The sequence below is a fragment of the Clostridioides sp. ES-S-0049-02 genome (assembly GCF_020658465.1).
Lineage (GTDB): Bacteria > Bacillota > Clostridia > Peptostreptococcales > Peptostreptococcaceae > Clostridioides.
The window spans coordinates 1,244,026-1,268,966 of sequence record NZ_JACVWG010000001.1 but is presented as its reverse complement, the minus strand read 5'-3'; the positions used below and the strand labels follow the sequence as shown (position 1 = coordinate 1,268,966).

General features: G+C 26.7%; 24 protein-coding genes. 19 read left to right on the top strand and 5 right to left on the bottom strand.

Annotation, left to right across the window (positions count from 1 at the left end; all coding sequences use genetic code 11):
* The first annotated feature begins 63 nt into the window (after positions 1–63).
* The 4 genes from gcvPA to IC213_RS05755 all read left to right on the top strand — a co-directional run bounded on the left by gcvPA (position 64) and on the right by IC213_RS05755 (position 7,173).
* Positions 64–2,538: an aminomethyl-transferring glycine dehydrogenase subunit GcvPA gene (gcvPA, locus tag IC213_RS20920; RefSeq protein ID WP_255616311.1), complete on the top strand. Its 2,475-nt coding sequence runs from the start codon at positions 64–66 to the stop codon at positions 2,536–2,538.
* The gene (gcvPB, locus tag IC213_RS05765) at positions 2,538–3,995 is read left to right on the top strand and encodes an aminomethyl-transferring glycine dehydrogenase subunit GcvPB (protein WP_227482417.1); all 1,458 of its coding nucleotides are present in this window, start codon (positions 2,538–2,540) and stop codon (positions 3,993–3,995) included. Before gcvPA ends, gcvPB begins: the two co-directional genes overlap by 1 nt.
* Positions 3,996–4,177: 182 nt before the next feature.
* Positions 4,178–4,582 carry a hypothetical protein gene (locus IC213_RS05760; protein ID WP_227862831.1) on the top strand — a complete coding sequence of 135 codons (405 nt, stop codon included), beginning with the start codon at positions 4,178–4,180 and terminating at the stop codon, positions 4,580–4,582.
* A 233-nt stretch (positions 4,583–4,815) separates the two neighbouring features.
* Positions 4,816–7,173, top strand: a complete 2,358-nt coding sequence (locus IC213_RS05755; RefSeq protein ID WP_227482419.1) for an HAD-IC family P-type ATPase — start codon at positions 4,816–4,818, stop codon at positions 7,171–7,173.
* Between the two features lie 96 nt (positions 7,174–7,269).
* Here IC213_RS05755 and IC213_RS05750 read toward each other — a convergent pair whose 3' ends face one another.
* Positions 7,270–7,587 (bottom strand): pyrimidine/purine nucleoside phosphorylase, encoded by a 318-nt coding sequence (locus IC213_RS05750; RefSeq protein ID WP_227433130.1) that lies wholly within the window; start codon positions 7,585–7,587, stop codon positions 7,270–7,272.
* 306 nt (positions 7,588–7,893) lie between these two features.
* Here IC213_RS05750 and IC213_RS05745 point away from each other — a divergent pair, with 306 nt between their 5' ends.
* From IC213_RS05745 to IC213_RS05720, 6 genes are all read left to right on the top strand, one after another.
* Complete coding sequence (locus IC213_RS05745; RefSeq protein ID WP_227862830.1) at positions 7,894–8,574, top strand: response regulator transcription factor; 681 nt, start codon at positions 7,894–7,896, stop codon at positions 8,572–8,574.
* An 88-nt stretch (positions 8,575–8,662) separates the two neighbouring features.
* A complete protein-coding gene (locus IC213_RS05740) occupies positions 8,663–9,403 on the top strand; it encodes a HAMP domain-containing protein (protein ID WP_227862829.1) in 741 nt (246 codons plus the stop codon).
* 8 nt (positions 9,404–9,411) lie between these two features.
* The gene (locus IC213_RS21250) at positions 9,412–10,050 is read left to right on the top strand and encodes a sensor histidine kinase (protein ID WP_227862855.1); all 639 of its coding nucleotides are present in this window, start codon (positions 9,412–9,414) and stop codon (positions 10,048–10,050) included.
* A gap of 204 nt (positions 10,051–10,254) precedes the next feature.
* Entirely contained in the window at positions 10,255–11,130 is an 876-nt protein-coding gene (locus IC213_RS05730; protein WP_227862828.1) for an ATP-binding cassette domain-containing protein, read from the top strand.
* Positions 11,130–13,376: a M1 family aminopeptidase gene (locus IC213_RS05725; RefSeq protein ID WP_227862827.1), complete on the top strand. Its 2,247-nt coding sequence runs from the start codon at positions 11,130–11,132 to the stop codon at positions 13,374–13,376. Before IC213_RS05730 ends, IC213_RS05725 begins: the two co-directional genes overlap by 1 nt.
* On the top strand, positions 13,369–14,103 hold the full coding sequence (locus tag IC213_RS05720; RefSeq protein WP_227862826.1) for a hypothetical protein: 735 nt from the start codon (positions 13,369–13,371) through the stop codon (positions 14,101–14,103). The genes IC213_RS05725 and IC213_RS05720 overlap by 8 nt, the downstream gene beginning before the upstream one ends.
* Positions 14,104–14,386: 283 nt before the next feature.
* On the opposite strand, the gene IC213_RS05715 is transcribed toward IC213_RS05720, so the two are convergent.
* Entirely contained in the window at positions 14,387–15,664 is a 1,278-nt protein-coding gene (locus IC213_RS05715; RefSeq protein WP_227862825.1) for an amidohydrolase family protein, read from the bottom strand.
* Between the two features lie 155 nt (positions 15,665–15,819).
* Here IC213_RS05715 and IC213_RS05710 point away from each other — a divergent pair, with 155 nt between their 5' ends.
* Positions 15,820–16,017, top strand: a complete 198-nt coding sequence (locus IC213_RS05710; RefSeq protein ID WP_227483258.1) for a hypothetical protein — start codon at positions 15,820–15,822, stop codon at positions 16,015–16,017.
* 261 nt (positions 16,018–16,278) lie between these two features.
* On the opposite strand, the gene IC213_RS05705 is transcribed toward IC213_RS05710, so the two are convergent.
* Positions 16,279–16,617: a TIGR04076 family protein gene (locus IC213_RS05705; RefSeq protein WP_227433146.1), complete on the bottom strand. Its 339-nt coding sequence runs from the start codon at positions 16,615–16,617 to the stop codon at positions 16,279–16,281.
* A gap of 139 nt (positions 16,618–16,756) precedes the next feature.
* On the opposite strand from IC213_RS05705, the gene IC213_RS05700 reads away from it, so the two are divergent.
* Positions 16,757–17,098 carry a winged helix-turn-helix transcriptional regulator gene (locus tag IC213_RS05700; RefSeq protein ID WP_227433313.1) on the top strand — a complete coding sequence of 114 codons (342 nt, stop codon included), beginning with the start codon at positions 16,757–16,759 and terminating at the stop codon, positions 17,096–17,098.
* A 632-nt stretch (positions 17,099–17,730) separates the two neighbouring features.
* Here the strand turns inward: IC213_RS05700 and IC213_RS05695 are convergent.
* The gene (locus IC213_RS05695) at positions 17,731–17,907 is read right to left on the bottom strand and encodes a hypothetical protein (RefSeq protein ID WP_227433148.1); all 177 of its coding nucleotides are present in this window, start codon (positions 17,905–17,907) and stop codon (positions 17,731–17,733) included.
* A gap of 749 nt (positions 17,908–18,656) precedes the next feature.
* Positions 18,657–18,905: a hypothetical protein gene (locus IC213_RS05690; RefSeq protein ID WP_227862824.1), complete on the bottom strand. Its 249-nt coding sequence runs from the start codon at positions 18,903–18,905 to the stop codon at positions 18,657–18,659.
* A gap of 220 nt (positions 18,906–19,125) precedes the next feature.
* Here IC213_RS05690 and IC213_RS05685 point away from each other — a divergent pair, with 220 nt between their 5' ends.
* The 7 genes from IC213_RS05685 (at position 19,126) to IC213_RS20900 (ending at position 24,907) form a co-directional block, all read left to right on the top strand.
* Entirely contained in the window at positions 19,126–20,148 is a 1,023-nt protein-coding gene (locus IC213_RS05685) for a hypothetical protein (RefSeq protein WP_227862823.1), read from the top strand.
* Positions 20,149–20,161: 13 nt separating this feature from the next.
* Positions 20,162–21,049 carry an ABC transporter ATP-binding protein gene (locus tag IC213_RS05680; RefSeq protein ID WP_227831078.1) on the top strand — a complete coding sequence of 296 codons (888 nt, stop codon included), beginning with the start codon at positions 20,162–20,164 and terminating at the stop codon, positions 21,047–21,049.
* Between the two features lie 5 nt (positions 21,050–21,054).
* Positions 21,055–21,828: an ABC transporter permease gene (locus tag IC213_RS05675; RefSeq protein WP_227483255.1), complete on the top strand. Its 774-nt coding sequence runs from the start codon at positions 21,055–21,057 to the stop codon at positions 21,826–21,828.
* A 118-nt stretch (positions 21,829–21,946) separates the two neighbouring features.
* Complete coding sequence (locus IC213_RS05670) at positions 21,947–22,669, top strand: response regulator transcription factor (RefSeq protein WP_227433156.1); 723 nt, start codon at positions 21,947–21,949, stop codon at positions 22,667–22,669.
* 3 nt (positions 22,670–22,672) lie between these two features.
* Positions 22,673–24,076, top strand: coding sequence for a sensor histidine kinase (locus tag IC213_RS05665; protein ID WP_227862822.1), 1,404 nt, complete (start codon positions 22,673–22,675; stop codon positions 24,074–24,076).
* A gap of 10 nt (positions 24,077–24,086) precedes the next feature.
* Positions 24,087–24,482, top strand: a complete 396-nt coding sequence (locus tag IC213_RS20905) for a TraX family protein (protein WP_255616312.1) — start codon at positions 24,087–24,089, stop codon at positions 24,480–24,482.
* Positions 24,483–24,493: 11 nt separating this feature from the next.
* Positions 24,494–24,907, top strand: coding sequence for a TraX family protein (locus IC213_RS20900; protein WP_255616313.1), 414 nt, complete (start codon positions 24,494–24,496; stop codon positions 24,905–24,907).
* Positions 24,908–24,941 lie beyond the last annotated feature (34 nt).

The window sequence follows — 24,941 nt, the reverse complement described above, 5'->3', positions numbered from 1 at the left end:
TACAGGACATAATGGCGAAGTTGCTTAAATAGAATAAGTTTAGTTTTATAGGGAGGGTTATATATGAATGAATTAAAAAGAGTACCTTTGTATAATACACACAAAGAGCTTGGTGCAAAGCTTGTTGAATTTGCTGGTTGGGAAATGCCTTTAGAATATGAAGGAATAAACAAAGAGCATGAAATGGTTAGAAAAAGTGCAGGTATATTTGATGTATCTCACATGGGAGAGATAGAAGTAAAAGGAGTAGAATCAGAAAAATTTATACAAAATCTAGTTACGAATGATATAAGTGTATTAAAAGTCAATGACATCATATATACACCTATGTGCTATGAAAATGGTGGAGTAGTTGATGATTTATTAATATATAAGTTTGGGGAAGAAGATTATTTGTTAGTAATAAATGCAGGAAATATAGACAAAGATGTTGCATGGATAATGAAGCAAAGTGAAGGGTATAAAGTAAATATAAAAAATATATCTAATGAAGTTTGTCAATTAGCAGTTCAAGGACCTAAAGCAGAAAAAATTCTTCAAAAAATCACGGACATAAATTTAGAATCAATAAAATTTTATAAGTCAATGCCAAAAATAAAAGTATCTGGATACTCTTGTTTAGTTTCAAGAACAGGATATACTGGAGAAGATGGTTTTGAAATATATTGCAAAAATGAACATATAAAAGCAATTTGGGATGAAGTCCTGAAAGTTGGAGGAGAAGATATATGTCCAGCTGGTCTAGGTTGTAGAGATACTTTAAGATTTGAAGCAGCTCTACCTCTATATGGACATGAGATAAATGAACACATATCTCCACTTGAAGGAGGATTATCTATTTTTGTAAAAGTAAATAAGGAATCATTTATTGGCAAATCAATCTTAGCAGAAGAAAAAGAAAATGGGATTAAAAGAAAATTAGTAGGATTTGAAATGCAAGGTAAAGGGATGCCTAGAAATGGATATGATATAAAAGTTGGAGATAAAACAGTTGGTTTTGTAACTACTGGGTGTGCATCTCCAACAACAGGAAAAATCTTAGGAATGGGAATTATAGATGCTGAATATGCAAAAGCAGGAAATGAAATAGGTATAGCAATTAGAAAAAAAGTTGTTCCTGCTATAACAGTTAAGAAGCCTTTTTATAAAAAACAATATAAAAAAGATAATGTTGTAGTAAATAAAGAAAATAAATTTTCATATATACCTGCCACAAATGAAGATAAGGAAAAAATGTTAAAAGTAGTTGGATTAAACTCAGTTGATGAATTATTTTCAGATATACCAGATGAACTAAAATTAAAAAGAGATTTAAATCTAGATAGTGGAAAATCTGAATTGGAAGTTAGTAAAATAGTAAAAAGATTGTCAGAGGAAAATTTAAGTCTAGAAGATTTAACTTGTTTTCTTGGAGCTGGTGCATACGACCATTATATACCATCAATTATAAAGCATATAACTTCAAGGTCCGAATTTTATACAGCATATACTCCATATCAAGCAGAAATAAGTCAAGGAACTTTGCAAGTAGTGTTTGAGTTCCAATCTATGATTGCAGAAATTACTGGTATGGAAATTGCAAATGCATCAATGTATGATGGAGCGACTGCTGCAATAGAAGCATGTATAATGGCAATGAATCAAACTAGAAAAAGTAAAATAGTAGTATCAAAAACTACACATCCAGAAACTTTATCAGTACTAAAAACTTATTTACAATATAAAGATTGTGAAATAGTAGAAATTGATTTTTGTAATGAATATGGAACTACAGATATAGAAAAATTAAGAACTTCTGTAGATAAAGATACAGCATGTGTCCTTATACAAACTCCTAACTTCTTTGGGATTATTGAAGAGATGGAAGAAATAGAAAAAATAACTCATGAAAATAAAGCCATGTTAATTATGAGTGTTGACCCAATATCATTAGGTGTTTTAAAAACACCAGGTGAAATAGGAGCAGATATTGTTGTTGGAGAAGCTCAATCACTAGGAAATCCTCTTAATTTTGGAGGTCCTTATGTAGGATTTTTGGCTAGTAAATCTAAATATACAAGAAAAATGCCTGGAAGAATAGTTGGGCAAAGTTTAGATACAGAAGGGAAAATTGCATATGTATTAACTTTACAAACTAGAGAGCAACATGTAAGAAGAGAAAAAGCAACTTCTAATATATGTTCAAATCAAGCTCTAAATGCTCTTGTAGCATCAATATACATGGCTACTATGGGTAAAGAAGGATTTAAAGAAGTTGGTATGCAATCAATGAAAAAAGCACACTATGCTTATAATAAACTTGTGCAAACAGGAAAATACAGACCTATATTTAAAGGCAGATTTTTTAAAGAATTTGCAGTACAAGGAAATTATAATATAGACACTATAAACGATAAACTTTTAGAAGAAAATATATTAGGTGGTTATAATTTAGAACACAATTATCCAGAATTAAAAAATTCAACTTTACTTTGTGTAACTGAAAAAAGAAGTAAAAATGAAATAGATAAGTTAGTTGGAATAATGGAGGGGTTATAATGAAAGAATATAATAGTTTGTTGATAGATATATCTAAAAAAGGTAGAAAAGCATACTCACTTCCAGAATTAGATATAGATGATATAAAAATAGAAGATATGATTGACCCAACTATGGCTAGACAAAATGAATTAAACTTACCAGAAGTTGGTGAATTAGAATTAGTTAGACATTATACTTTATTGTCAAATAAGAATTTTGGTGTTGATACTGGTTTTTATCCTTTAGGTTCTTGTACAATGAAATATAACCCTAAAATTAATGAAGATATGGCAGCACTTCCAAACTTTACTGGAATGCATCCATATCAATCTTCAGATACAGCACAAGGGTCTCTTGCTCTTATGTATGATTTATCAAATAAACTTGCAGAAATTACAGGTATGGATGAAGTGACACTTCAACCTTCAGCAGGTTCACATGGTGAATTTACAGGTCTTATGCTTATAAAAGCGTATCATGAAAATAGAGGAGACTATAAAAGAACTAAAGTAATAATTCCAGATTCTGCACATGGAACAAATCCAGCAAGTGCAGCTATGGCGAATTTTGATGTAATTCAAATAACGTCTGATAAAAATGGTGCTGTAGATATAGATGCATTAAAAGAAGTTTTAAATGGTGAAGTAGCAGCCCTTATGCTTACTAATCCGAGTACTCTTGGGCTATTTGAAAAAAATATAAAAGAAATAGCTGACCTTGTACATGAAGCAGGTGGCCTTTTGTATTATGATGGTGCAAACATGAATGCTATTATGGGAATAACAAGACCAGGAGATATGGGATTTGATGTAGTCCATCTTAATCTTCATAAGACATTTTCAACTCCTCATGGTGGCGGTGGTCCAGGGGCTGGACCTGTTGGAGCAAAAAAAGAGTTAGTGTCTTTTTTACCAATTCCAATAATCGAAAAACAAGAAGATAAATATGTATTAAACTATGATAGACCAAAGTCTATTGGAAAAATTAAAAATTTCTATGGAAACTTTGGAGTCCTTGTAAGAGCTTACACATATATATTGACAATGGGAAGAGATGGACTTAAAGAAGCTAGTGAAATGGCAGTTCTAAATGCTAATTATATAAAAGAAAGTATAAAAGATGATTATATTTTACCAATAGACACTTTATGTAAACATGAGTTTGTATTAGGTGGATTACCAAGAGGAGAAGCAAATATAAAAACTATTGATATAGCAAAGAGATTGTTGGATTATGGATATCATCCTCCAACAATGTATTTCCCTCTTATTATAAATGAAGCACTTATGATAGAGCCTACAGAAAGTGAGAGTATAGAAACATTAGATAGTTTTATTGAAGCTATGAAGAATGTCGCCAAAGAAGCTAAGGAAGAGCCAGAATTACTAAAAACTGCTCCACATAATACTTTAGTTAAAAGAGTTGATGATGCAAGAGCAGTGAAAAAGCCTATATTAACATGGTCACAAAGATAAGTAATTAAAATAATAAATAATTTAAATATACAAAAACTTTGTATTTGTATTAAAAAGCTATCTAAACTATTTTAAATTAGATAGCTTTTTTGTATATATGTTGACATACATGGTATGTACTGTTAAAGTTTTTTATATATTACTAGAAAATGTAAGGATTTAAATCCCTCTTGATTTTATGTATGTTTCAACCATTTCTATATTTTATGCTTGAGACATTTGGAGTTATAATAATAAATTTACAAAATACAGGTAATCAAACAAGTAGTATACTTGGAAGAATAATGATACTTGCGGCAGTAATTTGTGCAGGTGCATATGGTGTATATGTAAGAAAATTATCTAAAAGTGAATTTACACCAATTGAAATAACAGCAGCAATGCAACTAATTGGAACAATATCATTTACATCAATATTATCAAATATCGCTACGGTAGTATCTATATTTGCAGGAGTATTTTTACTGAATGAAAAGTTCAATTTTTATAGTATTGTAGGAAGTATGCTTATAATAATTTCAGTTATAGGAATGATTATATATGGTAAAGGAAAACATGAAGATTTGGAAATTGAATATATAAACTAGTTTTATTTTATAGGGAATAAACCTATTTATTCTTTTAACTTAATTTAAACTTAATAAGAATATATCGAAATTCATAAAAAATTTAGGAAATCTTAAGAATTATGATATTAAAATCTTTAGATTTATGTTTTATTATATAAACTACAATAAGATACATTAAACTAAATTAGAATTTTACAATATATTTATAGATATTACTATTAAAGAAAAAGTTAAGTTGAAAGGAGTATAATATGGATAAAGTTAACTTAAAAAGATATAATTGTGATATAAATGTTGGATTAAACAGTGAACAACTTAAAAGTAGAAGAGAAGACAATTTAATTAATGTATTTGACAATGGAAAAACTAAAACATACAAGCAAATTTTTAAAGATAATATATTTACACTTTTTAATCTTATAAATATTGTTTTAGTTTGTTTGCTAGTTTCAGTTGGCTCTTTTAAAAATACCTTATTTATATTTATTGCTGTAATTAATACTATTATTGGTGTGATTCAAGAAATAAGAGCAAAAAGATTGTTGGACAATCTATCTGTTATAGTATCAAGCAAAGTATCTGTTATAAGAGAAAAAGAGAAAATAAAGATTGATGTTCAAGAATTAGTGCTAGACGATATTATGATTTTAAAAACAGGAAATCAAATTTGTGCTGATTCAAAAGTTTTAGAAGGAAAGTTAGAGGTAAATGAATCTCTAATCACAGGAGAATCTGATATTATTGTAAAAAGCAAAGGTGATTTTTTATATTCTGGTAGTTTTGTAGTTTCTGGAGATGCATTTGTAAAAGTTGAAAATATAGGAAAAGATAACTATGCAAATAAGATAGCTAGTGACGCTAAAATTTCCAAGAAACACAATTCTCAACTCAGAAATTCATTAAATGCAATATTAAAAGTTGTTGGTGTAATAATTATTCCTTTAGGAATTATATTGTTTGTAAAACAACATTTTGGAAATGGAGATTCTATAGTAACATCTGTAGTAGGTACTGTGGCAGCTGTAAATGGAATGATACCAGAAGGATTAACTCTGCTTACAAGTATTGCCTTAGCTGTTGGGACAATAAAACTTGCAAGCCACAAGACTTTAGTTCAAGAATTATATTGTGTAGAGACTCTTGCTAGAGTTGACACATTATGTCTTGATAAAACAGGTACAATTACAGAAGGTAAAATGCAAGTTGATGATGTAGTAATGCTTGAAAAAGTTGATGTAAATGAGATTATGGGAAATTTGTGTAATTCTCTTAAAGATGATAATGCGACATTAAATGCTATAAGAGATAAATATGATATTTCAGATACGTATAAAGTTAAAAATTTGATTCCATTCTCATCAGCAAGAAAATACAGTGGTGTTGTTTTTGAAAATGAAGGTACATACTTAATAGGAGCCTTTGAGTTTATTTTTAAAGATAGATATAAAGACTTAAAAATAGAAATTGAAAAATATTCTAAAGCAGGAAATAGAGTAATAGCTTTAGCTCATAGTAACTCTTACATGGAAGATAATAAGATACCTGAAGATATAAAACCGCTTGCTTTTATATTGATATTAGATAAAATTAGGAATGAGGCTAAGGAAACTTTAGAATTTTTTTATAATGAAGGTGTAGATATAAAAATTATATCTGGAGATAATCCAATAACAGTAAGTGAAGTAGCAAGAAAAGCAGGTCTTAAAACAGCTAATAGATTTATTGATGCAACAACACTTAAAAATGATAAAGACATATACGATGCTGTTGATAAATATAGTGTTTTTGGAAGAGTAAGCCCACAACAAAAGAAACAAATGATTGTAGCATTAAAACAACAAAATCGTACAGTAGCAATGACAGGAGATGGTGTAAATGATGTGTTAGCACTTAAAGAAGCTGACTGTAGTATTGCAATGGCATCTGGAAGTGATGCTACCAAAAATGTTTCTAATTTAGTTTTATTAGATTCAAATTTTGCATCCATGCCAAAGGTTGTTATGGAGGGGAGAAAGGTAATCAATAATATTCAAAGAGCATCTTCTTTGTTTTTAGTAAAAACAATCTTTTCATTCTTCTTATCACTATTAACATTATTTTTCTTTAGTAGACAGTATCCATTTGTGCCAATTCAATTATCATTGATTGGAGCTGTAACAGTAGGTATACCATCATTCTTTTTAGCTCTTGAGGCAAATAGAAGTAGAATTTCAGGAAATTTTTTACTTAATATATTAAAAAATGCTTTACCAGGAGCATTATGTGTAACATTAAATGTAATTATTGTTTACAATATAGTCGAATATTTAGGTTATAGTTCAAGTGTATTTTCCACAATGTGTGCTATATTAACTGGTATATGTGGTCTTTTAATACTAAGACAGCAATGCTTGCCATTTAATAAAGAAAGATTATTTTTAATTGTAAGCATGACCATAGCATTTGTTATTGGGATTCTATTTTTAGGTGGATTATTCTCATTTGTAGCTCTAAGTAAAGAGCTAATCCTTATAACTATGGTATTAGCAGTGTTAATGCCGATTATGATAAAAGTTATGTTATTTGTATTAGATGAGATACTAGACACAATAGTTCCAGATTTAAACTAATTTGAGCAATATAAAAAAAAGAGCAACTTAATATTAAATATAGTTGTTCTTTTTTTATTTACATTAAATTTTATATAAGAATATCATATATATTTATTAATCAGCTATGTATGAACAGCAATAGTCAACAACTTCATTAACTTTTAAATCAAAACTTGAATCAGAAGGAACATTAAATTTTTGACCTTCTTTATATGTCACAAATTCATTGCTTCCAGGTAGTTTTACATCCATGCTTCCAGCAAGCATTTCCATTATTTCTTCTTCTCTAGTAGAAAAAGTATACTCTCCAGGTAACATCAATCCTAAAGTTTTTCTTTCTCCATTAGGAAATATTATTACTCTACTACTTACTTTACCATCAAAATAAACGTTTGCTTTTTTTACTGCAGTAACATCTTTAAATTCACTCATTAGACAAATCCTCCAAAATTATTTACTCATATATATTATATAGAAATAATATAAAAATTGCTATATATTTACAAATAAAATTTAGTATTTATAAAAAAAATTAATAAAGATAAAATAAGAAAAAATTTAAAAAATGAATGGAAAAAATTCATATTGTTATTATATTGACTTCGCAATTTTATAAATATAATATGAAAAGTACTTAGGAGAAGTACCATATGCTACACATCAAAAACATAAAGATAGTGTATAATCTAAATATGTTATACAATCTAAAGTTTATAATTATAGAAAGAGGGGATAAGCTTGTCAAAGAGAATATTGGTCATAGAAGACGATATAGATATCCAAAATATAATAAAAACATTTTTAGAAAATGTAGATTATACTATCATAACAGCAAATAATGGTCTTGATGGAATTGAAAAGTTTAAAAAGCAACAATTTGATTTGATTTTATTAGACATACTGATGCCAAAAATAGATGGCTTTGTAGTTTGTGAAATAATAAGAAATGAATCTAATATTCCAATTATTATACTTACAGCATTGGATGAAGAAACAGACCAAGTAAAAGGATTTGAATTAAAAGTGGATGATTATATTACAAAACCATTTTCTACAATTGTTCTTCTAAAAAGAGTAGAGGCAGTATTAAGAAGAACTGGGGATAAGGAAGAAAATCATGAAGATAGAGAATTTTTATCATATAGAGATATCAATGTTGATGTTGAAGGATATAAAGTTTTTGTTAATTGTAAACAGATTGAATTGACTGCTAGAGAATTTGAAGTTCTAAAGGAACTAATAGAACACAAGGGTCGTGTACTTACTAGAGAAAATTTAATAAATAGCCTGTGGAAATATGATTTTTTAGGAGATGAAAGGGTTGTAGACACACATATAAAAAATCTTAGAAAAAAGCTTGATGTGAATTACATAGAAACAATAAGAGGGGTAGGATATAGGATTGATGTATTGGATTAAGAAAAGTCTAAATAGAAAAGTTTTTTTAAGTACAACTTTGATACTTATTTTATCCTGTACACTAATTTACATATTTATCATGATATCAATGCCCAAAACATATAAATCATACTTAACAGATGATATCAAAAAAAATCTGAATGAATTTGTTAAAGTTATTGAGAAGACTAAATATGAGGATTCTACACCTAAATTTTATGATTTTATAATTGAAAATAATGTGTCTATTAATTTAATGAAAAATGGAAAATCAGTAGAAATACCATCTAATATAAAGTATGGGAAATTAGGTGATGAAAATATTATATCAAATAAGAAGCAAAGAGCCATATTCAATGAAGATAATTTTTTATATAATTACCTAAATAATAATCAAATTTCGGGAAGTAGTTATGTAAGTGCCATATCCACTGATATTACATTTAAAAATAGTTCAGATAAATATATTCTCTCTGTTATGCCAAAATTGATGGTAGTTGATGAAGCTTCTATGGTTTTATTAAAATTGATACCAGTAGTTGCAATAATGATTTTGATAATATCACTAGTTACTTCATTTATTTATTCTAGAGTAATTACAAAACCTGTTGTCAAGATAAGTAATACTTCAAAAAAAATTGCACAGATGAATTTAGATGTTAGATGTGATGTAGAAAGTGATGATGAAATAGGCTCTCTTGCTTTAAGTTTAAATGAGCTTGCACATAATTTATCAAGCACACTTAATAATCTTGAGCATGCAAATTTAAAGCTTCAAGAAGACATTGAAAAGGAAAGAAAGAATGAAATAAGTAGAAGAGCTTTTTTGCAGCAGTATCTCATGAGTTAAAAACACCAATTACGATTATAAAAGGTCAACTTGAAGGCATGATATACAATGTTGGCATGTATAAAGATAGAGATACTTATTTAAGACATTCACTTAAGGTAATAGAAAGTATGGAAGAAATGGTACGTGAAATTCTCGATATTTCTCGTATGGAGTCATCTGGATTTAAATTAAATACAGTAGAAATCAATATGAGTTCATTAGTACAGAAATCAATACAAAATTACTTGATATTAGCAGAAAATAAGAATATAGATGTTATTACTGATATAGAAAAAAATTTATACTCTTTTGTAGATATAAAATTGATGAAAAAAGCTATTTCTAATATTATTAACAATTCAATTAAGCACTCAAAAAATGGTGTTTTGGTAAGTATAAAATTGTATAAGAATAATGAATGTGGAGTTTTTGAAGTTGAGAATTCAAATACATTTATAGAAGAATCTGAGATAGAAAATATTTTTAATCCTTTTTATCGTGTAGATAAGTCACGAAGTAGACAATCTGGTGGAAGTGGTCTAGGATTGTATATTATTAAAGTTATATTTGATATGCACAAGGTCAAATATAAAATTGAAAATACATCAGTAGGTGTAAAATTTACAGCTATATTTCCTATCGCATTAAAAAATACATTGCAGTAAATATTTTATAAATAAAATAACCCTATACTAAAATTTTAAGGTTAAATTTAAATTTTAGTATAGGGTTATTTTGAGTATAAGAATGTATTTAAAAAGTATTTAGCTACCATATAAAAAACAAGATAAGAACATATTAACTACATACTTCATTTATATAATAAAAAATGTAATAAGAAACTAAAAAACGTGAAAGGTGAGTGAAACATGAAAATTGATGTTAAAAATTTAAATATGATTTATAGAGCAGGGAAGGAAGCACTAAAAGATATAAATATAAGTCTTGAAAGTCCAAATTTGATAGGCTTACTTGGTCCTAATGGAGCAGGTAAGAGTACTTTAATGAAACTTTTGACTTCAAGAATACTTCAAACTTCAGGTCAGATTTTAGTAAATGGTAAACCCCTTAAACAGAATGAAACAAATTTAAAAAGTAAATTAGGATATTTACCACAAGAATTTGGTTTGTATGATGAGTTGACAGTGTATCAATTTCTTGAGTACATGTCAGTTTTAAAAGGTATTAATAAGAACACAAAAAAGATAATAGAAGAAGTTATTAGTCAAACTAATCTATTAGAAAAGATAAATTCAAAGATTAAGACCCTATCAGGTGGTCAAAAACAGAGAGTTGGAATAGCTCAAGCAATAATGGGAAATCCAGAGTTATTAATACTAGATGAACCTACAGTCGGACTAGACCCTGAGGAGAGAATAAACTTCCGTAATTTATTTTCAAAAAACTCAAGAGATAAGATTGTAATATTGTCCACACATATTATAGAAGATGTTCAGTCTGTATGTAATAGATTGATAGTAATAAATAAAGGAAATGTGCTATTTGATGGAAGTTCTGAAGAGTTAATTAAAAAAGCGGAGGGACATGTTGGAGTTTATGAAGATAAAAATGGAAAAATACATAGCAATAAAACAAGCAAATTTAAAGTTACATCAAGTATTCTTACTACAACAGGGACTTCATATCGTATTGTAAGTCATAAGCTTCCAGAATTTGCGATACCTGTAGAACCATCATTAGAGGATGCGTATATGTTTTTAATATCTGAGGAGGAGATAAAGTAATGCAATCAATTAAATTTATCAAAGATGAGATAAAGAGGATTTTTAGCTCAAAGATTACATGGACTTTCATAGTAGTAATAGCACTGATACCAGGTCTATCAATAATAATGTATGAAAATCCTGGATTATTGCCCCAAGGTAGTTCAGGACAATCACTTAGTTTGAGTATACCTGTTTTACTTAATCCAGCAAAGTTAGGGGCTTTAATAGGTACAGTTTTATTCTCAATGTTTACAATATATGAGATGGATAGTATTTATAGAAACAAAACCAATGGTATCATAGAAACTATTATGGATGCTAAAAGTTTAAATTTAGCTAGAGTGATTTCTATTCTTGTATCAACTATAGTATCTGTAATAATTTCGATGATTACATGTTTTCCATATTCTATCATTAAGATGGGTGATAATTTTAGTTTAAGTACTTATCTTATAAACTATTTAGTTTTAATGTTACCAGCCTTATTATTTGGTATTTTACTTTCAGCAGGATTTTATTCTATAACAAGACGTATTGATTTAAGTATGATTATACTCCTTGTTCTAGTATTTTTATCTATAAATATAAAAGATAGTTATCTTATTGATTGGGTACAGACAAAAGTTACTATTTATTCTGATAGCTTTGGGAATACTTTGCAATTAAAAGCTTTATGTTGGAATAGACTACTTTGGAGTTTTATATCAATATCAACGTATTTATTAGGTGTGATATGCACAAGAAAATATGAAAAAAATGTTTTTTCATCTATACTAATTAATATGAAAAAGGTATTACTATCAATTTTAACTATAGTATTAATTGCAGGTTCTTATAGTGTATATGCATTTGAACCATATTATGATGATACTCCTCCACCTAAAATGGAAAAGGTATCAGATAAGAAGTCTGGCTTAGGTGCTGTTATGTCTACTGGTGCTGATGAAAAGCTAAATAAGAATATAAAATTACTTGATTCAGATCTTGATATAAAAATAAATCCTAAAAAGGCAAGATTAGATGGCAAAATACACTACACTATGGAAAATACTAGTGGAGAAAATCAAAACTTGGAATTTGATTTAAATCCTGGATACGATATTAAAGATATTAAGATAAATGGTAAGAAAGCTAAATATGATATTTCTAAGAAGAAACAAGCAGAAGGAAGACTTAGTTTGAATATACCTAAAGAAAAAAATCTTAAAATTGAAATTGAGTATGGAGGGAAATTAATAAACAATCAACTATTTGAAACTATTCTTGCAGGAGATACAATAAGTAAAGATAAGGTTGAGTTACGTAGTAAAGGTTCAATATTTCCAAAACCTAAAGTTGATGCTATGAATACAATGGAATCGATGATTCATGGTAATATAACTCTACCTACTGGAATAACACCTGTAGTAAGTGGAATCAGTACAGAAAAGGTAAAAGGTGATAAAAAGGATAATGAATGTACATGGAAATTTAGCACAAGAGGAATAATGTTGACTATAATAGCTGCAGACTATGTAAAAAAAGATATAAAAGCAGGTGGGATTGATGTGCAATTTTACTATAATAGAAAGCATGGAGATAAAATAAATAAAATGAATGCAGAGAAAATTATAAAAGATTCTATCAATTTCTATACAAAACAATATGGAGAACTAGAACGTTATAAAGTTATTCCGCTTAAGCTAGTAGAAGGAGGAGCCTCATCAGGACAGGTAACTGGAGGAAAAGCACATGAGAATATAAGTTATATGGATGAAAGTATTTTCAACCCAGATGTATTTGATACTCACATAGGAGAGGGAGAAAATGGATCTGAAGTTTTGGCTCATGAAATATGCCACCAGTGGTGGGGGATTATAGTACAAGTTGACCAAATGACACCTCCTTGGTCACCAGAAGGAATAACAAATTATGCAACTAATAAGTTCATGGAATACGAGTATGGAAAAGAGTATAGTAAAAAAACTATAGATAATTGGAAAGAAGAAAATGATAAGCTTAAGAGAAATTTCTATATGAATAATCCGCAGTATTTGGAAAAATTGCCTGAAAATTATGTATTCAATATTTTATCACCTAATTCTATGAGACTTCTATATAACAAAATGCCATTACAAATTTTGAAGGCAGAAGAGATTTTAGGACAAGATAAGTTTGAAGCTATTCTTAAAGACTTATATAACAAATATAAGTACAATATATTAAAATATGATGATTTCTTAAAGGCTTGTAATCTTACAGGGGAGGAATTGAATTTTGAATAATTTAAAAATAATAAAATATGAAATGAAGAGATTGTTATTCTCTAAGGTATATTTGGTTTTAATATTAATAACAGGATGGTTCTCCTACAATGTCCTTAAGACAAAGACAATCTATGGTTTAAACGACACAGCACCATTTTCAGAGTGGAGCTATTTTGGTTTTTTACTTGATGTAAATCCATTTTTACTAGTTATAGTTCTTGTGTTTTGCACGTACATCTTTTCAAAGAGAGAAGAAGCTGTAAGGACAATTACTATGACCACTAAGATAAAACCTACAACATATTTTTGCTTAAAAAGTGTTACAATAGCAGTTGCGTATCTTCTAACAGTTGCAGTTGTAATTGCAATAAGTTTCATTTTTTACAATAGATTATTTCAATTTAATGATTTTAGTCAATTTATAAAACCTATAATTCTAATTTTAATACCATCTGTGTTATTTATATCAGGTATGGGCATGTTTATTGGTAATATAAATGGAAACTTTCTATATATTTTTATTCCAATAATATTTCTTATAACAAATTCTGGTACACTATCTATTATATCTGGTAAAAATCTAGTGAACTCTATACTAGAGAGTAAAGTTGCAGACACGATGGGTAATCTTGCATTTGATATTCCACAGAGATTTGTAATAAGTAGAATAGCTTTGGTGATTATAGGTATAGGCTTAATAGTTATTGTATGCAAAGCATACAATAAAACTAAAATTAAAGCTTAGAAGGGTATTACAAAGAGTAATTTAGTTAAACTTCATAAAAATTGTAGCATTCTTATTTAAGGACTAAGAGTAATGTGTACAAATTAAAGTTTAGAAAGAAAACTGACTATGAAAAAACACAATATAATTATTAAAATTAAATACAACTAGAAATAAATCAAAGATAATCTAAAAGAGTATGTTTTAATCTATGATTTCATGGATTTTAGTACATACTCTTTTTATTGAGTATATGAATATTGAGTATATGAATTAAGTAAGGTATGTACAATAAAATTTTTTATTATAATTCTACAGAAGGTTCCTCAATTAATTTTCCACATACATATCTATGAATAATATTTCTGTCATCACCAACATAGATAAATCTTTCAAGTCTTTCAAGTATAGAGTAGTTGTCATGATTTAAATCTGAATCATCAATAATTAATGCATCAAAATCATAATTTTCTTCAAAGCTACCAACTTTTCCAAAAAAACTTCCTCCACTTTTAGTTGCAATATAAAAAGCCTCAGATAACGATAGGAAATTACATTTCTTATTAGAATTTACCCAGTATAATTTAGATAGCTGGATTGCAGATACTATTGCTTTAAATATTGACAATGTATGACCACCACTTATATCTGAACCAAGAGCTAGTTTTATATTATTATCAAGTAATTTTCTAATAGGCATGGCTCCACTACCAACATTAAAATTAGAAGCAGGACAATGAACAGCCATAACCTCATTTTCTTTCATTAAATCTATTTCTTCTTGAGAGCAGTGAATACAATGAGCCATTAATGTAGGTGTTTGACCAAATAAATTGTATCTATTGTAGGCATCTCCGTAAAATTTAGATTCAGGTTCTAAACTTTTAACCCATTCAATTTCATCATGGTTTTCAGATAAATGTGATTGTATAGGAACATTATACTTTAAACATAAATCTCCTAATTCCCTTAAGAGATTACTTGTACAACTAGGTATAAATCTAGGAGTTATAATTGGTTTTACAATAGAATTTATGTCACTGTATTTGTTTATTATTTCTTCTGTATCGTTGATAGAATCCTCAGTATTTTCTAGTAGAGTGTCAGGACAATTCATGTTCATATTTACTTTACCAACATATGCTCCAAGACCAGCTTCTTTAAAAATATCCATAAGTTTCATAGATGCTTCTTTATGTACTGTTGCAAATACAGCTATTCTAGTAGTACCTGATTTCCATACTTCTTTTACAAATTTTTTATACATCTTTGTAGCATATTCTATATCTATATACTTTGATTCTTCTGGGAATGTATAAGTTTCAAGCCATGGTATAAGTTCCTTGTCCATAGCCATGCCTAAATTTCTAAACTGAGGTGCATGGCAATGAAGGTCGTTCATACCAGGTATTATAAGTTTATCAGTATAGTCTATGATTTCTGAGTTTTTATATTCTTTAGGTATATCTTTAAAGACACCTTTTACTTTGCCTTTGTTCAGTATAATGTAGCTATTTTCAAATACTGTGAAAGTATCTGAAGTCTTTGTAAAAATTATATTTCCTTTTATTGCTTTTAACATATAGCTCTCCTTAGTTTTAAATTTGTTAACTTTAATATATAAGTAAATATATAGGGTTTATTAATTAAAATTTTACCCTATGTATTATATCAAATCTGAGTTATAAATACTATTAAATAATAATAAATATTATTGAATTTGAGAGGATGAAAATAATGAAACAATACGAATGTATTGGTAAAGGAAATACATCTAAAATTTATGATTATGGAGAGAATAAAATAATAAAATTATATAAAAGTGAAATTTCAAAGGATTCTTACATTAGGAAATTTTGTATTACAAAAAATATATTAGGAATTAATAAGATTATAATATATGACAAAATGAACAAGATTTATCATATATTATAATCATGTTAGAGACATCTATTGGTAGGAGTATTCTCTTTATAAGTGGATTAAAAAAATATTAGGTACATTACTTAACAGTTTTTAAAATCGATTTAAATGAATCTTTTTTATGACATAAATTGTACAATATACAATTTCCTTTTATTGTATTTCATTAATTTAATTTTGGTACTATATTTCACTATAAGCATTAAATTTTAAGGAATAAATTGGAATAATGCATTTAAAATATGATTAGTAAAATTAGTTTAAGACGATTATCTATCTTATGGGTTTATATTCCATTTTAGATTCTTCATCAGTTCTCTCAATTTTAAAAATGACAGGACGAATTCCATCATTACAGGAGCATATAGCCACTCCTTCTTTATCTATCCAATCTCCATAGTAAAATTTTTCACTACCATGAGATAAAGCAAATACATATTGATACATTGCTTTCCATGCTTCGTCACATAATTTTTCAGGTTTAGCAAAATCTCCAAAAAATACTTCTCCTACTTTATGCATAGGGCATTTTCCAATACCTTTACATCCATACTCATCTGCTAAATCTTTATGGAATGTTGTTTTTATTACTTCTATTTTACATTTTTTCATGAAAGTCATCTCCTCGTAATTTGTAACTTTTATTTATATAAGTATATGTGCTATCTTATATTTAAACAAGTATTTACTTTTAAGTAAGGTACTAACATTTAGGATAGTATCTTTATTATAGGATGGTGATTAAATGAGTATGAAAAACTATAATACATCTGATTTAACTAATATAACTTCTACACCATTTGGATATACTCTTTCAATTATTGGAGGAAAATGGAAGATGATTATAATGTTTTGGTTAGTCGAGTATGATGTATTACGTTATGGAGAACTTAAAAGATGTATTGGTTCAATAACTGATAAGATTCTCAATAATCAGTTAAAAGAATTGGAACGAGATGGTATTATCATACGCAAAGAATATCCTCAAATTCCTCCTAAAGTTGAATATTCACTTTCCAAAAGGGGATTGTCATTAATGCCTATTTTAGAAGAAATGTGTAAATGGGGTGAAAATAATAAACTCAATTTATAAAATAAAAGCCCAGTAAAGATTTTGCTGGGCTTTTATTTTATAAATTAGAAATGCTAAAGTTAATTTACAGGTATATAATTTTCTGTGATTAATACTTTGAAAATCACTAATTAAAATCTTTATTAGTGATATTTTTTAATATAAATTAAATAAAAAAATAAAAAATATATCTAAATAAAATGATTATTTTTCTTGAATTTTTTATATAAATATGGAAATTTGTCTAGTTATACATTTTTATTGACCAGTTACGCAATTGATATTGAATATTCTAAATATTGATGTTACTTTATATATGATTTAAGTACAATAGGGGGATATTTTATAAATATAATTTGCGTTATAGATAGATAAAATTTGGAGTAGTAAAAACTTAGATTCATATTTGATGAAATTGTAGAATATGTGTATAGAATGATTCTTGTGTTTCAAGAGAATATAAAGGATGTAATTTGTATAGTTGTTTTATTTTATAGTATATACTTTTAAATTATATAGTGAAAAAGTAAAGATGTACTCCCAATACATCTTTACTTTAAAATAAGTTATAGTTACTTGAAAAGTATAAAAAATTATATAGTTATTTAAGGTAGAAAATCTAAAAAGGTTTTTCTAGAAAATGAAACTTAATTTTAATTATATCTACTTACTAACAATAAAACTTGATATAAACAAGATTCAACTACAGTTTCTCCATATTCTGATATAAAATCATCTAATTGTGTATCTATAAAATTACAATAATCATATGAACTACTTATATAAGCAGTCAATATATGTGTACATCTGTCTATTTCTCCAATAAACATATTATCCATCCCCCTAAAAACTTTAGTAAAAATAAAAAAATTATATATGTGCTAATTTGCTAACATAACTTACAAAGCATTTTTTAGTACTTATCACTATAACTTTATTACTAAATTTTTCTAGTTTTACCAATTTAGCTTTTATTCTACAAGTTAATAATACTAGAATATGATTTATTATTCAACATGCTTGTTTTAGATTAAAAAATATTATAAAATTATATTTATTTTTTGAAGAATAAACTCTGACAATAAACTGATAAGGTTTACATGAATAGATTGAATTAAAGGTTTATATATTTGAATTAATTAGATTCAAAGTAGAGGATAAACTAAAAAAGTATTCAGGATATATTATTAAAATGAATGTAAGAATAAATAAAGTGAAATGCTAGAATATTAAAATTAACAATAATATAAAAAATAAAATTTATTGTTAGTAAGAATTTTAAGATAGATATTTTAAAACGGATATAAAAACTAATTGATTTACTTATAGATATTTAAAAGATATAAAGAGCTTGTAGATAACTCTTTATATCTTTTTTGTTATGATAAAAAATTTTAAGAGACAACAAAAAAGATAAGAGCATATCTATAACACATATATATGTTCTTTTATAAAAATAAATAAAACAATGCAATTAAATTTGGTTAAACTATATTATTTATATGTAATATCTTGATTATTAATAATAAAGTTTTTATATTAAAAAATTCCTTTTAAATATAAAATGCAATTTAAGTCACTATTTGATAATTTTTCCGCAATATGGGCAATAAGTACTATTCTTTACAAGTTCCATTCTTGAATCTAAATAATGATTACAATTTGGGCAACGATAAAATTTCCAATCAATAAAAATACCAACAAGTACAAAAATAATTGATACTATATAATTTTCTATAAAAAAGATAAATGCTGCTCCAATAATAAACATAGCCATAGATATTAAGAAGATTATTTTTAATTTTGTATAAATATCTATACTTTTCATACAATCACCAACTTATCTTAGATTTAATCCTATTAATAAAAGTATAGCAAGTTTATTATAAAAAATGTAAACTAAAAAATTACAATAAAAATAAGTAGCGAATAAAACTAAACACATAATTTAAGTTTTATTTAAGGTTAGAATTATATTGATATAAGATTTAAGTTTTATTATGTATATAAATAAAAAGCAATTAAAAAGACTTAGGAGGAAATGTATATTGATAAGTTGGGAAATAAAGAAATTGATTAAATCTAAGAGCATGTTGATATCTTTAGGGATATTAATATTCATATTATTAATCAGTATATTTGTTAAACCTGTTTTAGAAACAGAAGATTATTATATTGATGAGAAAAAAGGTCATATAGAATATACAAGTAATAGAACAGATATAGCTAATGATAAATTTCAAAAAAAACTTGATATTTTAAAACAACTTTCAAATCAAACATATAGTGATAAATTTTCTAAAAAGATTAAATCCATGTCAAAAGAAAAACTTGATAATCTAAATGTTGATGAATATAAAAATGTTGACTTTTGGAAGGTATTTAATTATAGAGCCACAAATTCACTTATAAATATAGGGATGTTGATTGTCATAATCATAACTGTATCAAATCTTTATACAGATGAAGTAATTTCTTCAGTAAAAGATATTATACTATCATCAAAAGAGAAGGAAAAGGCATTAAAATCTAAAATAGTTATTGCTATATTTATACCATTAGTAATTTATTTTGTTTATTTAATCTGGATATTTATTATGACCTGCATACAACAAGGATTACCAATTAATGGTGACTTAGAATCGTTTAGGATAGTAGACAATATAGCTACATTAAAAGCAAATTCAAATATAGCCAATTATGTAATATCAAATATAGCTATAGATATTTTAATGTTTGAAGGATGGGCAATGATAGCTATGTTAGGTTCTTTTATTAGCAAATCTTCAATATCATCAGTAGGTTTTCTTATTTTAAGTATAGCTGTAGCTAAAGTGATGTCAGTAGTTCACATATTACCTAAAGGATTGCTTTCGATTATTTCAACAGTAAATTACTATGATTTAATATTTGGATTTAATAAAATAATAGGAAATTATTTAGGTGATATTAGAATATTTAAAATGAATATAGATATTGTCAATCTATCAATAGGACTTTTAGTAGTAATATTTTTAGGTATAATGACTTTGTGTTTCTCAGTAATAAAGTCAAAGTATATAAATAGATAAAAGGGGAATTAAAATGAATAAATTAGAAGTTAAAAATATTTCAAAGATATATGGAAAAAAAGTAGTAAATGATAAAATTACAGTTACATTAGAAAATGGAGTTTATGGTCTTTTAGGACCAAATGGAGCAGGAAAATCCACTCTAATGAAACAAATAACCACACTAATAAAACCTGAGAGTGGGCAAATACTTTACAATGGTAAGGATATATTTAATATGGATGATGATTATAGAAATATTTTAGGATATTTACCACAAGAATTTGGAGTATATAAAAACTTTACAGCTAGACAATTTTTACAATATATAGGAGCGTTGAAAGGTCTAAAAGGCAGAAATTTAAATTGTAGGATAGATGAATTGTTAGAGTTAGTAGGTCTTTATGATGTCAGAAATAAGGCTATAGGAAAATTCTCTGGAGGTATGAAAAGAAGAGTTGGCATAGCACAAGTTTTATTAAACAATCCTAAAATAATAGTACTTGATGAACCAACAGCAGGACTTGACCCACAAGAAAGAGCGAGGTTTAGAAATCTAATAGCAAAAATATCAAGGGATAAGATAATAATTCTTTCTACTCACATAATTTCAGATATAGAATCAGTTGCAAAAGAAACAATAATGATTAAAAATGGTAAACTTCTTATGAAAGGAACACATAAAGAAATATTAAATCATATGCAAGATAAAGTTTATAATATTCAAGTTGAAGATGAGTGTGATATTGATGAGATTCAATCTAAATATAAAGTTATAAGTATTCAAAGTGATGTTAATTCAATAGTAATTAGAGTTGTGTCAGAAAATACTCCAACTGAAGCTAATGTACAACTAGTTCAAGCAAAATTTGAGGATGTATATATGCTTTACTTTGATTTAGAAGATGCAAAGGAGATATAACAGATATGATAAATTTAGTTAAAGCAGAAATAATAAAAGCCTTAAAATTAAAAAGTGTTTGGATGCTTTGGATATTTTTACTATTATTTGGGTTTGTATTGATTAGAAAATTTAATGTTTTTGACACATATTCAGATATATTTTATAAAATAGAGGGTTCTATACCTTTAATAGGGTTGATAATGTTTATAATAACTTCTGGAAACTATACAAAAGAATATGATTCTAATATGACAAGTCTAATAAATACAACTAAAAATGGGAAAAAGTCAGTAGTAGTATCAAAAATAATAGCTAATGGATTGACTTTGTCCATGATTAACATTTCTTTTGTATTATTGGTTGGGATTAGAGGATTTAGTTTTTTTGAATTTAAAAATTTGAATGAACCAATTAAGAACTTATGGTATTTTAGTAATAGTAATTTAAATCTTACAGTAATACAAATGTACTTGATTGTTATAGTATCAGTCATTTTTGGTTCTTTCATATTTGCACAAATAGGACTAGCACTTTCTTCAATATTTAAATCAGCTGTAATGCCTTTCATATTAGGAGGCTTAATTATGGCTGTTCCATACTTTATTACAGGCTTTATACCAGATAATGCTATAAAATTTGTTTCTATTACTCCAAACTGGATTATGATGAGTCAACAAATTGTTAAGTATAATGTACCAAATACTTTAATAGGTTTATCTATATTAATCTCAATCATATTGATAATAATATTAACTAAAATAACATATAAAAATTTTACATCAAGTAAAAGGTTTTAATTAAGAATAAAAAAGAACAATGATTTTGTTTATATATTGACTTGATTTAAAATAATATAAATGAAGCTTAGAGAAGATATATGTTAATATATAGATAAATTATCATAGGAGGTTATTTATGGAAAATAGCATTTTAGTAATAGATGATGAGGTAGAAATTTTAAAACTCTTAGAAACTGTATTTAAGAAAGAAGGTCTTAACAATGTGTATACTGCAAAAACAAGAAAGGAAGGATTGGAAGTATTTAAAAAATATAATCCTAACTTAATCATTCTGGATATTATGTTGCCAGATGGTGAAGGGTACGATATTTGTAAAGAAATAAGAAAAAACTCTAATGTACCAATCATATTTTTATCAGCTAAGACGGAAGAGTTAGATAAATTACTTGGACTAGCAATTGGAGGCGATGACTATGTTACAAAGCCTTTTAGTCCTAAAGAGGTCGCTTTTAGGGCAAAAGCTCATCTAAGAAGACTAAATTATTTTAATGAAGAACAAAATGAAAGCATAAACTCAGATAATAAAGAAAAGATTATATCATTTGGTCCATATAAATTAAATGAAAGTAGAGCAGAACTCATAAAAGATGGTAAGTCTATTGCATTATCTGCAAAAGAATTAAAAATATTGTCTTTATTTGCACACAATCAAAATCAAATTATAAGTAAAGAAAAGTTATGGGATAAAGTATGGGGTGAAGATTATATTGGATTTGATAATACTATAATGGTTCATATTAGAAAGATTAGAGAAAAATTAGAAGATAATCCTTCAAAGCCAGAATATATCCTTACGATAAAAGGACTTGGATATAAATTAGCAGTAAAGGAAGATTAGAATATGAAGTGGAAGATTACTAGAAACTTTATGTTTACAATCGTATTTGTAGTTATATCAGTGGTTATTATAAATATTGCGTCTATTTTATATGTGATTTCGACTAATAATTTTTTTAATGTTGTAGGTTCTAAAAACAGTCCTGAAGAGTTTGCTCGTTCTTTTGAAAAAGAGCTATATGAAAAAAATGGAGAGTTCAAGTTATCAAAAGCTGGCATTGAAAAATTAAAAAAATCACATTCTTGGGTACAAGTTTTAAATGACTCAGGAGAAGAATTGTATGGAGTAAATGTGCCAACGAATACTCCAAAAAAATATACTCCTTTTCAAATGGTTAATAACTACAAATATATAGAAACAGAGTATACTAATTTTGTTTTAGAAAAATATTTAGGCAACAAACATCTAAATATAATAATAGGTATGCCTAGTAGAGATGTATCGAGAATAATTTTAACTTATTCTCAAGATAATGCTAAAGCAATTTTAAATAAGATTATCACTTTGACATTGATAATTGATGGGATGGTAGCTTTAAGCATAGGATACTTATTTAGTAGAAAACTTACAAAGCCAATATCCAATGTAATATGGAGTATTGAAACTATGGCTAACGGAAATTATAGTTTATATCTTAAAAACAGGGGAATATATGAAGAAGTTTTTGAAAATATCAATATGTTGGCTGATACATTGAGGGTAAACGAAGCAGAGAGAAAAGAAAATGAAGAGATGCGAGAGGAATGGTTAGCTAATATAACACATGATATAAATACACCACTGGCTTCTATACAAGGATATGCAGAGATAATCAATGATAAAGATTATGAATTTGTGGAAGAGGAATTACGAGAATATACAGAGATTATATACAATAAGTCCAAGTATATAAAAAATTTGGTTGATGATTTAAATTTATCAACTCGATTAAAAAATAATAGCTTAGTTTTGAACAAGAAGAAAATAAATTTAGTTAGTTTGGTTAGAAATATAATAATAGATATTCTAAATGACAATAGATATAAAAATAGAAATATTGAGTTTGTAAGTTATGAAGATTTAATTGAAGTATATGTAGATTCAATTTTATTTAGAAGAGCTATAACAAATCTTATATTTAATTCAATAGTGCATAATAAAGAAGAAACTCTGATAAAAATAGAAATAGTAAAAAAAGATACTATAGAAATTATAATAAAAGATAGTGGAGTAGGAATAAGTAAAAATGATTTAAAGCATATTTTTGAAAAATATTATAGAGGTACTAATACAGGTGAATTACATAAAGGCTCTGGTCTTGGAATGGCTATTTCTAAAGAGATAATAGAGATTCATAAAGGTAGTATTTATGTGAATAGTGAAATAGGAATAGGAACAGAAGTCGTCATAAAAATAAATCAGAAGTAGGAGATATGATATGGATTTTCTTAAAAAAGGTTTCAATGGATTTACTATTAAAATATTAGCACTGGTATTTATGACATTTGACCATATAGCAGCTTTTATGCCACAAACAATGCATATACCAGTTTGGTTTCATTGGTTAGGTAGAATATCAGCACCATTGTTTACGTTTATGGTAGTAGAAGGGTTTTGTCATACAAGCAACAAAAAAAAGTATATTGCTAGATTATATGTAGGGGCTATCATTATGGCAATAGGGAATCAAATAATTAATACTGCTTTCCAAAATCCAGAAGGTTCAATTATTATGAATAATATTTTTGCAACATTATTTTTGGTAGTAATTTATTTACAGGCTATAGAATTTATAAAGAAATTTAGAACAGAAAAAGAAAAAAGTATCTTGTGAGAGGGCTTTTGATGATAAGTGTTCCTATAATTTTAGGAATCGTTATATTAACTTTACTTTTTAGCTCAGCGGATAAAGTACTTATGTTTATTATGATTTTTGTACCAGTACCATTTTTGGTAGAAGGGGGACCAATTTTGATTGCACTGGGGATTATTTTTTATTTATGTAGAGGAAAGAAGTTTAGTTTAAGTATTTGTTATTTTTTGATGTGTATATTTATATTTGTAGCCATAGCAGGAGGAGATTATAGCTTGAAAAAATCTCTTCTAGAAAATTACCAATGGATGATGATTGCGTCACTTCCTTTTATGTTGCTTTATAATGGAGAAAAAGGTAAGAGTATGAAATATTTGTTTTATTTATACTATCCAATACATATATATATATTGTATATTTTAGGAGTGTATTTGATAAAAATCTAAGAATATAGAAGACATTGATAAGTATGGTTATTAA